The following is a 14,409-nucleotide window of genomic DNA, read 5'->3' as shown; positions in this document are numbered from 1 at the left end:
GCAGTGCCACCTCGCAAGACACCCCGTGCCATTTCTTTGCGCCGCACGTCACACCGGGTGCGCGGCCCCGGCCACCGCCCCGTGCGGGCAGGCCGAAGCGCCCCGGGGGACGTCTCGTGCGGGTCCACCGGGGCGGCGTCGGGGGAGGTGTCGGGGTGCGGCGGGGAGGGGCGCCCACGGCGTCGGACCGGCCGGGGCGCGCGGCGTCAGCCCGGTCGCAGGGCCGCCTCGATGGTGCGCATGATCTCGGGCAGCGGGGTGTCCGTGCGGGCCACGGTGACGAGCACGTCGCGGTCCGTCTGGGCGGTGACGGCGGCCGGCTCGGACACGCCGCCGCTCAGGGCCGTGGCGCGGCTCGCGCCGAAGCCGGTGCCGAACGTCTCGCGGACGATGGCGAAGGCCCGGTCCAGCTGCGCCTCGACGTCGCCCTGGCCGCCCGAGCGCAGCCAGCGGCGCAGGACGTGGTTGTGCGCGGTGACCACCGCCGAGGCCGCCACCTCGGCCAGCAGCGGGTCGTCGTCGCCGTCCCGGTGCGCGGCCTCGTCGAAGTGGCCCAGCAGGTACCGGGTGAAGAGCCGTTCGTAGCGGGCCACGGAGGCGATCTCGCGCTCCCGCAGCGCCGGTACCTCGCGGGTCAGCTTGTAGCGCTCGACGCTCCCCGCCGGGGAGGCCGCGTACATGCGCATGACCTCCTTGATCCCCCGGCACACGGTGTCGAGCGGGTTCTCGTGCGGCGGCGCGGCCTCCAGGACGGCCCGCGCGCGCTCCAGCGTCTCGTCGTGGTCGGGGAAGATCGCCTCTTCCTTGGACCGGAAGTGGCGGAAGAACGTCCGCCGGGCCACTCCGGCGGCGGCGGCGATCTCGTCCACCGTCGTCTCCTGGTAGCCCTTGGTGGCGAAGAGCTCCATCGCCGCGGCAGCCAGCTCCCGGCGCAGCTTCAGGCGCTGCGACGACGCGGTGGTACGAGTGCTCGTTCGAGCGGGCTTGGCTGGCTGCGACATGTGGGGAACGTTACACGGGCCGCTGGACGGGACGGACGGGCCGCCGGAAGAGGGTTCCAGCAGCCCGCCCCACCCGGTCGGAACGCTCACCGACGGGCGTACTCGCGGAAGCCGCGCCCGGACTTGCGGCCCAGGCACCCGGCCGCCACCAGGTGCTCCAGCAGCGGCGCCGGCGCGAGGCCCGGCTCGCGGAACTCCTCGTGCAGCACCCGCTCGATGGCGAGCGAGACGTCGAGTCCGACGACGTCCAGCAGCTCGAACGGGCCCATCGGGTAGCCGCCGCCGAGCTTCATGGCCGCGTCGATGTCGTCCAGCGTCGCGTAGTGCTCGTCCAGCATCTTCACCGCGTTGTTCAGGTACGGGAAGAGCAGGGCGTTGACGATGAAACCGGCCCGGTCCCCGCAGTCGACGGGGTGCTTGCGGATGCGGGTGGTCACCTCGCGGACGGTGGCGTGGACGTCGTCCCCGGTCAGGACCGTGCGGACGACCTCCACCAGCTTCATCGCCGGGGCGGGGTTGAAGAAGTGCATGCCGATCACGTCCTGCGGGCGGCCGGTGGCCCGGGCGCAGGCGACGACGGGGAGCGAGGACGTCGTCGTGGCGAGGACGGCGCCGGGCCTGCAGACGCGGTCCAGGGTGGCGAAGAGCTCCTGCTTGATCCCCAGGTCCTCGGCGACGGCCTCCACGGCCAGGTCGACGTCGGCCATGGCGTCCAGCGAACCGGCGGGGGTGACGCGGGCCAGCGTCGCGTCGCGGTCCTCCTGACCCATCCGGCCCTTCTTCACCGAGCGGTCCAGCGAGGAGGCGACGCGGGCCTTGGCCTTCTCCGCCTTCTCCTCGCTGCGGGCCACCAGGACGACGTCGTAGCCGGCCTTCGCGAACACCTCGGCGATGCCGCTGGCCATCGTCCCGGAGCCGGCGACGCCGACGGTGCCGACCTCGCGTGCGGTGCCGCGCCGCGCCCCGGCGTCGGGGGTGAGGGCGTCGGGGACGACGACGGCGCTCCCGGGGGCGTCGTAGGTGTAGAAGCCGCGGCCCGCCTTGCGGCCGGTGAGCCCCGCCCGGCTCAGCTGGCCCAGGATCGGCGCGGGGGCGTGCAGCCGGTCGTGGGACTCGGCGTACATGGCGTCCAGGACGGTGCGGGCCGTGTCGATCCCGATGAGGTCCAGCAGTTCCAGCGGGCCCATCGGCAGGCCGCAGCCGAGCTTCATCGCGGCGTCGATGTCCTCGCGGGTCGCGTACTGCGACTCGTACATCGCCGCGGCCTGGTTGAGGTAGCCGAAGAGGAGGCCGTCGGCGACGAAGCCGGGGCGGTCGCCGACCCGGATCGGCTCCTTGCCCAGCTCCTCGGCCAGTTCGGTCACGGCGTCGACGGCCGCCGGCGCCGTGAGGACGGAGGAGACGACCTCCACGAGCTTCATGGCGGGCGCCGGGTTGAAGAAGTGCAGCCCGAGGACGCGCTCGGGGTGCGCGGAGTCGGCCGCCAGGCGGGTCACGGACAGGGCGTTGGTGCCGGTGGCCAGGACGGCGGTCGGCTTGACGACCTCGTCCAGCGCCCGGAACACCTCGTGCTTGAGCGCGTACTCCTCGGGGACCACCTCGATGACGAGGTCGGCCTCGGCGGCGGCCCGGACGTCCCGGTGCGTCCGGAAGCGGCCCAGGACGTCCTGCCGCTCCCGCTCGGTGATCCGCTCGCGGGCCACCGAGCGGGCGGTGGACGCCTCCAGCGCGGCCACGGCCCGGCGGGCCGCCTCGTCGCTGGTGTCGATTCCGACGACCTCGCGGCCCGCGCGGGCGAGGACCTCGGCGATGCCGGTGCCCATCGTGCCGAGGCCGACGACGGCGACTGTGCTCAGGGAAGGACGGTCCATCACGGGACTCCAGGGGTGACGACGAGAGAAAGGGTGCCGGCCTGCCGCGTGGACCGGTGCGCCGCGCACACCCGTTGGGGCGGTGCAGGGGCGCTGGGGGAGGACCGCGGCGGGGCGGTGAGCCGGCACGGCCCTGTCCCGGGCCGACGCCGTAACGTGCGTACGCGGACGTACGGATGCTGAACCGACTGACACTCTCGGCGGCTGCGTCACCAGACCGCCTGAGCGGTTGTCCCGCTCTGATGAGCAGGCTAACCGGCTGGTAACAAGAACGCCAGAGGGGTGGCGGGGCGATGTCGTGTGGTCCCCGCCACGTGACCGGTGTGGCCGCCCGCCCGGCCGGGGAAGCACCGGGGGAGGGCGCCGGGGACGGGCGCCGGGAGGGGCGGGGCCGTGGACGACACCTTGCGGGCGATGGCGGAACGCGTCGAGGAGGAGGACGGCCCGACGCGCGACCGTCTCCTCGCCCTGGCCGCGACGGCACCGGCCCGCGCCGATGCCCGTGACGCGCTCGCGGAGTGGCTCACCGCCGTCGGGCGCCCGCTGTGGCAACAGGAGATGGCCGCCTACGCGCTCGCCCTCGCGGGGGACCGCCGCGCCTTCGAGACGCTGGTCTTCCTGCTGAACCACCGTGACTCCGGGCGGGGTGAGAACGCGGCCGAGGGGCTGTTCCGGCTGGCCGACCCCCGCACCGGCCGGGCCGCGGCGGCGCTGGCCGGCAACGCCCTGCGCACGGCCTACGCCGTCCACCCGGTGCGCCTCCTGGCCCGGCTCCGCGCGCCGGAGGCCGCACCGACGCTCTCGGCGCTGCTGCGGCGGCTGCTGGCCGGCCCGGAACACCACTGGCCCGTCGCGCGGGCCTGCGTCGAGGGCCTGGCCGTGCTGGCCGACCCGGCGTCCCGCCCGCTGCTGACGGACGCCCTGGCCCACCCGCCGCTGCGCCCCGCCGCCGAGGCGGCCCTGCGCGCGCTCCGGCCCCCGCGGTCCCCCGCGTCCCGGAAGCCCCCCGCGTCCTCCGGCTAGAGGTCGCGGTACATCAGGTGGAGGTCCACGGACCCCTGGTCGGGGTGGTCGAACCCGCCGGGAACCGTGCCGATGACCGTGAAGCCGATCGACTGCCACAGCGCGAGGGCCCGGGTGTTGGTGGCGACGACCGCGTTGAACTGCATGCCCCGGAAGCCCGCCGCGCGGGCCCACTCCAGCGAGTGCTCGCCCAGCGCCCGGCCCACGCCGCGCCCGCTGCGGGCCGGGTCGACCAGGTAGCTCCCGTTGGCCACGTGGGAACCGCCCCCTGCCTGGTTGCGCGTGACCTTGGAGGTGCCGAGCACCGTCCCGTCGTCGTCCACGGCGACGAACGCCCGGCCGGGCGGCGGCACGAACCACAGGGCGCGGGCGGCCTCCTCCGGGGTGTCGCGGTCGTAGGTGTAGGTCTCACCCGCCGCGATGACGCCGCGCATGAAGGCCCAGATCGCGGGCCAGTCCTCTTCGGTCGCTTCTCTGATCAGCACCGGGCCAGCATGACGCGGCCCCGCAGGCCGTGCCAAACCGTCGAGCGGTCGGCACGGCCGGCGGGGCCCGGGCTCAGCCGAAGGGCAGGTGCAGGACGGACCGGTCGCCGGTGCCGAGCGTGCTCGGACCGTTGCCGATGGCGTTCCACACCTCCACCCGTACCGTGCCGTTCACCATGTCGCCGTGGTCGCCGGTGGCCGAGTGCAGCCCGCGCTCGGCCGTGTAGTGCTCGAAACCGGGCACGGGATCGGTGGCGAAGTAGTGGTAGGTCTCGGAGCGCTCCCAACTGCCGTCACCGGTCCGGTCGTAGGAGATCCGCACCTGCTGGCCGTTGCCCACGGTGGTGCCGGCGTCCACGAAGAGGTCGAACGCCGTGGCGCCACCGGAGTAGTCGCCCGTCACGCCCCGGGCCGTGAAGGTCTGCGGCGCGTGGGGTGTGCCGTCGTGGTTGCGGCCGTCGGCGGAGGCCAGCGTCGCCGTCCCGGAGGCGGGCGCCGCCTCGCCGAGCCCGCCGCCGTCCCGCAGGTACAGGGTGCTCGGCGTCGGCTCACCGGGGTCGCCCGGGTCCTGTCCGCCGTCGCCGCCGCGCGTCCACACGCCGACGTAGTCGACGAGCATGGAGTGGCCCGGCTCGGTGGCGGCGGTGGGCGTGGCGTGCCCGGCGACCCCGTCGGGGAACCCGCCGCCCATCGCCACGTTGAGCAGGATGAAGTATCCGGCGTGACCGGTCATGTTCTCCCAGGTCGTGGCGTCGAACTGGTCCTGGGCGAGCCGGTGGTAGAGCTGGTCGTCGACGTACCAGCGCAGTTCGTTCGGGGAGACGCTGCGGTCCCACTCGAACCGGTAGGTGTGGAAGGCCGCCTGGCAGGTCGCCCCGGGGCAGGGACGGCTGGCGCCCAGTCCGTTGTTCTCGTCGCACGGCCCGCCGGGGGCGACGCCGCAGTGCAGGACGCCCCAGACGCGGTTCATCCCGTTGACGTTCTCCATCACGTCGAACTCGCCGATGCCCGGCCAGTTCCAGTAGTTGCCCCGGTAGGGCGAGCCGAGGGCCCAGAAGGCCGACCAGTAGCCGAGGGCCTGCTCACCGGCGACGTCCGGCATCCGTAGCCGGCTCTCGATGCGCAGGGTGCCGTCCTCGGGCGCCTTGAAGTCGCTCCTGCGGGTCTCGATCCGCCCGGAGGTCCAGTTCCCGGCCTCGTCGCGGAGCGGGGTGATGCGCAGGTTGCCGTTGCCGTCGAGGCTCAGGTTGTCGGGGGAGTCGGTGTAGCGCTGGATCTCCCCGGTGCCCCAGTTCGCGGGGCCGCCGGGATAGGAGTGGCCGAGGTCGGTGATCCACTTCTCGCTGGAGGGCGGCGTCCGGTCGGGCCCGGTGAAGTCGTCGCCCCACTGGAGTTCCCAGCCGTCGGCGGGCGGCGGGATGTCCCCGCGGGCGGAGGACGTCCCGAGGCCGGAGGCCAGGACGGCGAGGAGCAGGGCGACGACGCCGAGCAGGGCGTGTCGTCTGTGGACGTGTGCGGACATGAAGGAGAGCACCTCCTGGGTGGGGGGAAGCACAAGGCTGAGAGCGCTCTCGCAGTTTTATAGATGGACGCAGGGGGGCCGTCAACGCCCCTGGCACGTCGACTTCTTGAAGGGATGGTGCACACAGGGGCGGAGACGGCACGAGGACCCCCGCACCGCCGGTGCGGAGGTCCTCGCGCGGTGCGACGGCCGTCCGGCCGGGTCGCCTACGGGCCGTCAGATCTCCAGCTGCGCCTCGACGCGGCGGAGCTGGTGCCGTGCCATGGCGAGGTTGGCCCGGCCCCGGTCGAGCGCGAGGTAGAGGAACAGCCCGCCCGCGTCCCGCCGCTTGAGCAGGCGGATCAGGTGGTACTGCGTGCCGAGCGTGATGAGGATGTCCTCGATCTCGTCCTTGAGTCCCAGGTGCTCCATCGTGCGCACCTTCGCCCGCACGACGTCGGTGTTCCCGGCGGCGGCGACGTTGAGGTCGAGGTCCTTGCCGCCGCCGAGGGTGCCGAGCGCCATGCCGCTCTCGTAGTCGACCAGTGCGACGCCGACGACGCCGTCGATGGTCGTCATCGCCTCTTTGAGAGTGGTCTCGGTGTTCGCCATGGGATGTCCTTTCTGTGGTGTGACGGAGGGTCAGGAAGCGGCGTCTTCGAGAAGAGCGCCGATGCGGGCGCCCGCGCGGCGGGCCTCCAGGTGGACGCGGCCGACGTTGCTGCGCGGCTCGGCCAGCACGGTCAGGACGGCGGTGGTGCCGGCCGCGTAGGTCGCGACGTAGCCGCCCTCGGCGCGGACGACGAGTTCGCGGAAGCCGCCCTGCCCGGTGACGTCGGCGAGCCGTACCGCGACGCCGAGGGAGGCGGCGGTGACGGCGGCCAGCGGTTCGGGATCCACCCGCGCGGTGTCGGAGGCCAGCACGAGTCCGTCGACGCTCGCCGCGAGGGCACCGGTGACCTGCGGCAGCCGGGCGCGCAGTCGGACGAGTTCGTCGAAGACGTCCGGGCGGGGCGGCCGGGGCGGCGCGGGCGGCGGGGGCGGGGGAGGAGGCGTCCGCTCGCCCACCGGGCGCTGGCGCAGTGCACGCCTCATGACGCGGTGGGGGTGGACGACGACGGGGTGCGGTCGGGTGGTGGGCTCAACGGAGGGCCTCCAGGGCGTCACGTATGCGGCGCAGGGTCGCGATGTCCGGGCAGTCGGTCGGCGTGGGCACCGGGGGCGGCGGGTCGTCCGCCCGGCGCCGGGGGAGCGGCGGCGGGGAGGTGTGCGGTGTCTCGATGAGCCCGGCCGCGGCCAGTCGGCGGACGTCGAGCAGCGTGCGGTACGCGGGACGGGCCAGCGCGGTGGCGAGGTCGGCCGGCGTGCGACGGCCGTCGGCGAGCCGCAGGAGGTCGAGCTGGCGGGGGGTGACGGCGCATCGCGCCGCCGGGCCCCGCTCCGCCGCCCGCCGGAGGCGGACCGGCGCGGAGTCGACCTCGTCGTGCGGCCAGATCCGCCGCAGCAGCCGGCTGCGCCGCCGCATCTCCCGGTCCAGTGCCGCGACCGGCGCCGAACGCACCGGGCCGAGCCAGTGCCGGACCCCGTGGTCGAAGCGGACGGGCCCCTCGGGGTGGGACCGCAGGAGGTAGGCGGCGTCGTGGAGCGCTCCCAGGTGGCAGATCTCCAACTCGCCCCGCGTCAGGTGGCCGTGCTCCAGGAGCGACCGGGCGCCGCCGTCGTGCGCGTCCCGCCAGACGGCGGCGTCCAGGCGACCGGCCCGCACGAGCAGGGTGCCCACGTCGGGGGCCCCCGTGCACTCGGCGTGGGCCACGGCGCCGTCGAGGAGGTACAGGGTGCCGGCGGGCCCGACGAGCGCGCCGGTTGCGGCCTCGTCGGCCAGGTGTGTCAGGAGGTGGTCGAGAGCGGTCGCCATGGTCAGCTCAGCACCAGCTCACGCGCCAGCTCGGCCAACCGGATGCGGGCCAGGGCGAGGTTGCCGTCCCGCCGGTCCAGCCACAGGTGCAGGAAGACACTGCTGTCGAAGGCCGTCTCCACGAAGCGCAGCAGGTGGTAGCCGTCGCGGGTGGTGATGATGAGGTCCTCGACGGCCGGCTCGGGAGGGGTGGACGCGTCGGGTGGGCCGGCCGCCGCCGGCGGGCCGCCGGGAGCCGCCTCGGCGAGCGTCACCTGCTCGGCGGCCGTCCGGGCCAGCTCGGCGGTGTCGGCCGCCGTCACCTCGTGGTCGCCGGACACGGCGGAGCCGATCGTGCCCAGGGCGAGCCCGCTGGTCCAGTCGACCACGGCCGCCCCACGCGCACCGGACAGTCCCATCGCCGCGAGCAGGCACTCGTCGATTCCGGACACGCCAGCATTCCTCCCCGGATTCCGGCACCGGGATTGGCACCGGACGTGAGGGTGAAGTTACGCTTCGTGCCACTCGTTCGGGCGATTTCGGCGGTACTGCTCCGCAATCGCCGCGCACGGGATATAGTCCGCGCCGCATATCCGGCTGGCATGTGCCCCGGCCGGGTCCGTCCGCCTCACAGCAACGTCAGCTGGACGCCCCCGTCCTCCCGCGCGGAGCCCGGCGGGGGCTCACCGGTGGGCGGCAGCCGCCGGGCCGCGCCCGCCCGGGAGGGGCCGATGCCGTACTCGGCGGCCAGCTCGTGCACCTGGCCGGTGATCCGGCGCTGGTACCAGGTGGGCGCGTAGGGCCCCTCCGCGTACAGGTTCTCGTAGGGGCGCACGAGCTGCGGGTGGTGGCGGGCGAGCCAGGCCGTGAACCACTCCCGCGCCCCCGGGCGCAGGTGCAGGGTGAGCGGTGTGACGGACGTGGCCCCGGCGGCGGCGACGGCCCGCACGGTCGCCCGCAGTTGCGCCGGCGAGTCGCCCAGGAACGGGATCACCGGTGCCATCAGCACCCCCACCCCGATGCCGTGCCCGCTGAGCGTGCGGACGACGTCGAGTCGACGCTCGGGGGCCGGGGTGCCCGGTTCGACCGTGTGCCACAGCTCCTCGTCGGTGAAGCCCACCGACACCGCGACGCCGACCTCCGTCACGGCCGCCGCCGAACGCAGCAGGTCCAGGTCGCGCAGGATGAGGGTGCCCTTGGTGAGGATGGAGAACGGGTTGGCGAAGTCCCGCAGGGCGGTGAGGATGCCCGGCATCAGCCGGTAGCGGCCCTCCGCCCGCTGGTAGCAGTCGACGTTGGTGCCCATGGCGATGTGCTCGCCGCGCCACCGGGCGGAGGCCAGCTCGCGCCGCAGCAGTTCGGGGGCGTTCGTCTTGACGACGATCTGGGAGTCGAAGTCCCGCCCGGTGTCCAGGTCGAGGTAGCTGTGCGTCGTGCGGGCGAAGCAGTAGACGCAGGCGTGGGTGCACCCCCGGTAGGGGTTCACCGTCCAGTCGAACGGCATCCGGGAGGCGCCGGGCACCCGGTTGAGGATCGACCGGGCGCGGACCTCGTGGAAGGTGACGCCCCGGAACTCGGGGGTGTCGACGGTGCGGGTGACGACGGCGTCCGTGCCGAACAGGGCGGCGGAGCCGTCCCCGCCCAGGTGGTCCCAGCGCATGACTGCCTCCTCGTGCTCGCCCCCGGCCTCGGTCGCCCCCCCCGCTTCGAGAATAGAACACCTGTTCGGGCCATCCGTGTCAACCGTGATTTGGCCCGCATGGCCCGGGGTGGTGGGATGGCCGGTGGTGCGCCGGGTCCACCGGATCCGCCGGGCGCACCCCACGACGCGACACCAGGAGGAGCCATGGCCCAGGTCGAGGTCAGCAGGGAGCGCGAGATCGCGGCGGACCCGAACACGGTGTTCGAAGCCCTCGCCGACTACGCCGGCACCCGTGAGCGCGTCCTCACCGAGCACTTCGGCGAGTACGAGGTGCGCGAGGGCGGCACCGGCGCGGGCACGCTCGTGCACTGGAGGCTCCAGGCGACCAGCAAGCGGGTCCGCGACTGCCTGCTGGAGGTCGACGAGCCCTCCGCCGGACGGCTCACCGAGCGTGACCGCAACTCGTCCATGGTCACCACCTGGACCGTCACCCCGGGGGCGACCACGGGCAGCAGCCGCGTCACCGTCGAGACGACCTGGCAGGGAGCCGGCGGCATCGGCGGGTTCTTCGAGAAGACCTTCGCCCCCAAGGGCCTCGGCCGCATCTACGACGAGCTCCTCGCGCGCCTGGACGGCGTCGTCCGCGCCCGGGCCTGACCGCGCGGTCCGGCGGTGGCGAGGGGCAGGACCCTCCCGGGGCTCGTGCGACGGGCCGCGCCCCTCTAGATTGGGACCTTCCACCTCCCCGCCCCAGACACGGAGTTCCCATGACCCACGACGCGACCGCAGCCCAGCCCGGTGTGCCGCGGATCGACAGCAACGTGCCCCACTCGGCGCGGATGTGGAACTACTGGCTGGGCGGCAAGGACAACTACGAGGTCGACCGGTCCGCCGGGGACGAGATCCACCGCCTGCACCCCGGGATCCTGGAGTACGCCAGGGCCGACCGGGCGCTGCTCGGCCGCGCCGTGCGGCACCTGACCGGTGAGGTGGGCATCCGGCAGTTCCTGGACATCGGCACCGGGCTGCCGACCGCCGACAACACCCACGAGGTCGCCCAGCGCGTCGCGCCGGACTCCCGCATCGTCTACGTCGACAACGACCCGCTCGTCCTCACCCACGCGCGCGCCCTGCTCACCAGCACCCCCGAGGGCGTCACCGACTACATCGACGCCGACCTGCACGACCCCGGCGCCATCCTCGAACAGGCCGCGAAGACCCTCGACTTCTCCCGGCCGGTGGCGGTGATCCTGCTGGGGGTGGCCATGTTCGTCGACGACACCGACGAGGCGTACCGCATCGTGCGCCACGTCATGGACGCCGTGCCCTCCGGCAGCCACCTCCTGCTGTCGCACACGATCACGGCGCCGGGCTTCGAGGACGTCGACGAGGCCGTCAGGTTCTGGAACTCGGTGGGAACCCCGAAGCTCAAGCAGCGCACCCCCGAGCAGATCGCCGGCTTCTTCGAGGGCCTGGAACTGCTGGAGCCGGGCGTCGTCTCCTGTTCCCGCTGGCGGCCGGAGCCCGTCGTGGCCCCGGCGCCCGGCGGCACCGGAGAGCCCGCACAGCCCGAGCAGCCCGAGGAAGTCGCGTTCTACTGCGGGGTCGCGCGCAAGCCGTAGTCGCCGTCCCGCCGGGTTTCAGCAGGTCTTTGCCCGGATTCTCCGGCGCGCGGCACCTCCACGCCTCTACCGTGGTAGGGGTCCGCTGGAAGGAGACTGGCAGCCCATGGAGCACGAGCAGCCGAGCACCGCGGCCCCGTCGGGCGGCCCTGCCCGCGAGGGGCCCGGTGCCTCGACGGCGTCGGATCCGTCGGTGAACTCCGACGGGCCCGAAGCCCAGGGGCGCATCCCGCTGGCCGTCGTGGTCGTGGACCGGCAGGGCGCCATCACGCACTGGAGCACCGGCGCGCGCCGGCTCTTCGGCCCGTCCCGGGAGGAGGCGGTGGGCCGTCCGGCGGCCGAACTCATGCCGGTCTCGGGCGCGTTCGGCGATCCGGGCTGGGAGGCCGGGCTGCGCGGCGACGCCGTCGGGTACGCGACGACCGGCCGGGCCGGCGGCTCCGGGGCGGGTGACCCCGGCGACGTCCTGTGGTGGGCCTACCCCCTGGTCGGCCCCGGTCCGGAACGGCTGCTGGTGCTGGCCACCGGTACCGAGGGCCTGACCGCCTCCGACGAGGAGGAGCGGCGCATCGCGCCCGGGCTCGCCCTGCACACCGACTTCCCCGGGGCCGACCGGCTCGCCGCCCGGCTGCCCGAGATCCTGCCGAGCATGAGCCCGCAGGAGAGCGCCCGGGTGGTCTCCCAGGTCCTGGAGCTCGGCTACCCGGTGCTGGAGGTCAGCCGGCACGAGCGTGTGCCCGTCACACCCGACTGGGGCGTGGCACGGCGCGTCGCCCGCCGTGCCCGGCTGATCCGCGCGGCGGCGGAGGCCGACATCGACCCGAAGGCCGCCGAAGCGGCCGCCGCCGAACTGGAGTCGGACCTCGAACACGCCGCCGTCCGCGAGCGCCTGGAGTTCCTCAACGAGGTCAGCGGCCGCATCGGCACCTCGCTGGACCTCGCGCGGACGATCCAGGAGGTGAGCGCGGCCGTCGTCCCGCGCTTCACCGACGTCGCCGGAACCTACCTGCGGGAGCAGGTCGTGGCCGGTGAGGGCTTCCCCGACGGCGTCCCGGACACCACGACGCTGTGGCACCGCGTCGCGCTGGAGCACACCGACGAGCCGGGGCGTTGGGAGGACGTCGTCCCCGTCGGCGAGTCCATGCCCTTCCCCGCGCACACGCCCTTCTTCCAGTGCATGACCACCGGGGAGCCGGTCCTGGTGCCGCGCATCACCGAGGAGATGGGCCACGCCATCGCCTCGCAGTTCGAGAAACGGGACATCCGCCCGCTCATCACCCACCGTTCGATGCTCGTCGTGCCGCTGAAGGCGCGCAACGTCGTGCTCGGCTTCATGATCCTGCTGCGCCACCGGGAGCGCCCGGAGTTCAACGACATGGACCGCGTGACCGGTGCCGAACTCGCCGCCCGCGCCGGTCTGGTGCTGGACAACGCCCGCATGTACACCTACCAGGAGAACGTCGCCGACACCCTCCAGGACAGCATGCTGCCGCGGATCGCCGCCCGCATGCCCGGCTGCGACACGGCCACGCGCTACCTGCCCGGCACCCGCCTCGGCCGGGTCGGCGGCGACTGGTTCGACACGATCCAGCTCCCCGGCTCCCGTACCGCCCTCGTGGTCGGCGACGTCATGGGGCACGGGCTGAACTCGGCCGCGATGATGGGCCAGTTGCGTACCGCCGTACAGACGATGGCGGGCCTGGACCTGGAGCCGGCCCAGCTCCTGCGCAGCCTCGACGACCTGGCCCAGCGGCTCGGCGACAGCTACCTCGCCACCTGCCTGTACGCCGTGTACGACCCGATCCGCTCCCGGCTGCTCATCGCCAACGCCGGGCACATCCCGCCCGTCCTGGTGCACGCGGCCGACGGCCGCAGCGAACTCCTGGAGCTGCCGACCGGCGCGCCCATCGGCGTCGGGGGCGTGGCCTTCGAGACGGCCGAGGTCCCCGTCGCACCCGGCGACCGGCTGGTCATGTGCACCGACGGACTGGTCGAGGTGCGCGGTCAGGACATCGGCACCGGGCTGGCCGCCCTGTGCGAGTCGGCGGCCCACCCGGCCGCGTCCATGGACGACGCCTGCGACACGATCATCCGCACCCTGGCGGCCGCGGCGGCGGCCGAGCGCGACGGGCGCAAGGACGACGTGGCCCTCCTCATGGCGCGGCTCAACGGCATCGACGGCGACGACACGGCGGCCCACACCCTCGCCGCCGACGTCCGCGCGCCCGGCCGGGCCCGCGCCTTCGTCCGCGCTCAGCTCGCCGGGTGGGGGCACGAGGACCTCGGTGCGACCGCCGAACTGCTCGTGAGCGAGCTGGTCACCAACGCGGTGCAGCACGCGGGCACCGCCGGCGTCGAGGTGCGCCTGGTGCGCGGGGACGCCCTGCTGTGCGAGGTCTCCGACGAGGACCCGGCCCTGCCCCAACTCCTCAGCGCACGACCGGACGCCGCCGCCGGACGGGGCCTGCGGGTCGTGAGCCGGCTCGCCACCCGGTGGGGTACGAGCCGCACCGGACGGGGTAAGACGGTGTGGTTCGAGTTGGCGCTGCGGCGCCGCTGACAACCGGCCCAGGGGGCGAGATGACGACAGTCGAGGACATCCACGGTGGTTCCGGCACGCGGTGGGAGGGATACTGGCAGCAGGCTCCGGCGGAACCGGGGCGCGTCTTCTGGGACGCGGCCCCCGAGGTGACCGTCGAGCGGCACCGCCCGCTGTTCGCACCGCACTTCACCGGCGACCTTCCCCTGCTGGACCTCGGCTGCGGTTCCGGGCGGCAGACGGTGGTCCTGGCCGGGCACCACACGCCGGTCCTGGGCCTCGACATATCCCCGGCCGCCGTGGAGCTCGCCCGGCGGCAGCCCGGCGCCGCCGGGGTGGACTTCCGCGCCGCCGACGTCACCGACCCCGACGTCGCCGCCCGGCTCCACGCCGAGCTGGGGGACAGCCACGTCTACGTGCGCGGCGTCCTGCACCAGTGCCCGCCGCCGGAGCGGGCCCGCTTCACCGAGGCCGTGGCCGTCCTCCTGGGCGCGCGCGGCCGGGCGTTCGTCTGCGAGCCCGCCGCGGCCGCCAAGGAGGCCCTGCGCGGGCTGATGGGCCGCCCCGGCGGGCCGCCCCCCACGCTCGCCGCCGTCTTCGAGCACGGCATAGCGCCCACGGAGATGGCCGACGAGGAGGTCCCCGCCGCCTTCGCCGGTGCCGGGCTCGCGGTGCTGGCCTCCGGTCGGGAACCGCTCGTGACGACCGAACCCGGCCCGGACGGCGTCGCGGTGCGGCTGCCCGCGCAGTGGCTCGTGGTGGGGCGGAACGGCTGACACGCGGGCCCGGTGCGCCCGCCCCGGCCGGGCGCGCTTCCACGAGCCGGGCGGG

Annotated in this window: 14 protein-coding genes; 5 read left to right on the top strand and 9 right to left on the bottom strand. The window is 74.3% G+C overall.

Annotation, left to right across the window (positions count from 1 at the left end; all coding sequences use genetic code 11):
- Window positions 1-206: 206 nt before the first annotated feature.
- Window positions 207-1,001 (bottom strand): TetR family transcriptional regulator, encoded by a 795-nt coding sequence (locus V6D49_RS02450; RefSeq protein ID WP_340556673.1) that lies wholly within the window; start codon window positions 999-1,001, stop codon window positions 207-209.
- An 86-nt stretch (window positions 1,002-1,087) separates the two neighbouring features.
- A complete protein-coding gene (locus tag V6D49_RS02445; RefSeq protein WP_340556671.1) occupies window positions 1,088-2,872 on the bottom strand; it encodes a 3-hydroxyacyl-CoA dehydrogenase family protein in 1,785 nt (594 codons plus the stop codon).
- Between the two features lie 393 nt (window positions 2,873-3,265).
- On the opposite strand from V6D49_RS02445, the gene V6D49_RS02440 reads away from it, so the two are divergent.
- A complete protein-coding gene (locus V6D49_RS02440) occupies window positions 3,266-3,895 on the top strand; it encodes a hypothetical protein (RefSeq protein WP_340556669.1) in 630 nt (209 codons plus the stop codon).
- On the opposite strand, the gene V6D49_RS02435 is transcribed toward V6D49_RS02440, so the two are convergent.
- From V6D49_RS02435 to V6D49_RS02405, 7 genes are all read right to left on the bottom strand, one after another.
- Window positions 3,892-4,380: a GNAT family N-acetyltransferase gene (locus V6D49_RS02435; RefSeq protein WP_340556667.1), complete on the bottom strand. Its 489-nt coding sequence runs from the start codon at window positions 4,378-4,380 to the stop codon at window positions 3,892-3,894. The two genes, V6D49_RS02440 and V6D49_RS02435, sit on opposite strands and share 4 nt — an antisense overlap.
- A 73-nt stretch (window positions 4,381-4,453) precedes the next feature.
- Entirely contained in the window at window positions 4,454-5,902 is a 1,449-nt protein-coding gene (locus V6D49_RS02430; protein ID WP_340556665.1) for a glycoside hydrolase family 16 protein, read from the bottom strand.
- Between the two features lie 216 nt (window positions 5,903-6,118).
- Entirely contained in the window at window positions 6,119-6,493 is a 375-nt protein-coding gene (locus V6D49_RS02425; protein WP_340556663.1) for a hypothetical protein, read from the bottom strand.
- Between the two features lie 30 nt (window positions 6,494-6,523).
- Window positions 6,524-6,976, bottom strand: coding sequence for a roadblock/LC7 domain-containing protein (locus V6D49_RS02420; protein WP_340556661.1), 453 nt, complete (start codon window positions 6,974-6,976; stop codon window positions 6,524-6,526).
- A 46-nt stretch (window positions 6,977-7,022) separates the two neighbouring features.
- Window positions 7,023-7,796 (bottom strand): transcriptional regulator, encoded by a 774-nt coding sequence (locus tag V6D49_RS02415; RefSeq protein WP_340556660.1) that lies wholly within the window; start codon window positions 7,794-7,796, stop codon window positions 7,023-7,025.
- Between the two features lie 2 nt (window positions 7,797-7,798).
- Window positions 7,799-8,227 (bottom strand): hypothetical protein, encoded by a 429-nt coding sequence (locus V6D49_RS02410; RefSeq protein ID WP_340556658.1) that lies wholly within the window; start codon window positions 8,225-8,227, stop codon window positions 7,799-7,801.
- A gap of 176 nt (window positions 8,228-8,403) precedes the next feature.
- Entirely contained in the window at window positions 8,404-9,435 is a 1,032-nt protein-coding gene (locus V6D49_RS02405; RefSeq protein ID WP_340556656.1) for an Rv2578c family radical SAM protein, read from the bottom strand.
- Between the two features lie 186 nt (window positions 9,436-9,621).
- Between V6D49_RS02405 and V6D49_RS02400 the strand changes: the two genes are divergently transcribed.
- From V6D49_RS02400 to V6D49_RS02385, 4 genes are all read left to right on the top strand, one after another.
- Window positions 9,622-10,074, top strand: a complete 453-nt coding sequence (locus V6D49_RS02400; RefSeq protein WP_340556654.1) for an SRPBCC family protein — start codon at window positions 9,622-9,624, stop codon at window positions 10,072-10,074.
- Window positions 10,075-10,184: 110 nt separating this feature from the next.
- Window positions 10,185-11,039 carry an SAM-dependent methyltransferase gene (locus V6D49_RS02395; RefSeq protein ID WP_340556652.1) on the top strand — a complete coding sequence of 285 codons (855 nt, stop codon included), beginning with the start codon at window positions 10,185-10,187 and terminating at the stop codon, window positions 11,037-11,039.
- A gap of 106 nt (window positions 11,040-11,145) precedes the next feature.
- Entirely contained in the window at window positions 11,146-13,599 is a 2,454-nt protein-coding gene (locus tag V6D49_RS02390) for an ATP-binding SpoIIE family protein phosphatase (RefSeq protein WP_340556651.1), read from the top strand.
- Window positions 13,600-13,619: 20 nt separating this feature from the next.
- Complete coding sequence (locus V6D49_RS02385) at window positions 13,620-14,354, top strand: class I SAM-dependent methyltransferase (protein ID WP_340556650.1); 735 nt, start codon at window positions 13,620-13,622, stop codon at window positions 14,352-14,354.
- Window positions 14,355-14,409: the final 55 nt, after the last annotated feature.

The sequence above is a fragment of the Streptomyces sp. GSL17-111 genome, from assembly GCF_037911585.1.
Lineage (GTDB): Bacteria > Actinomycetota > Actinomycetes > Streptomycetales > Streptomycetaceae > Streptomyces.
Note: the sequence above shows the minus strand (reverse complement) of the source record. Positions and strands in the feature narration are given on the sequence as shown.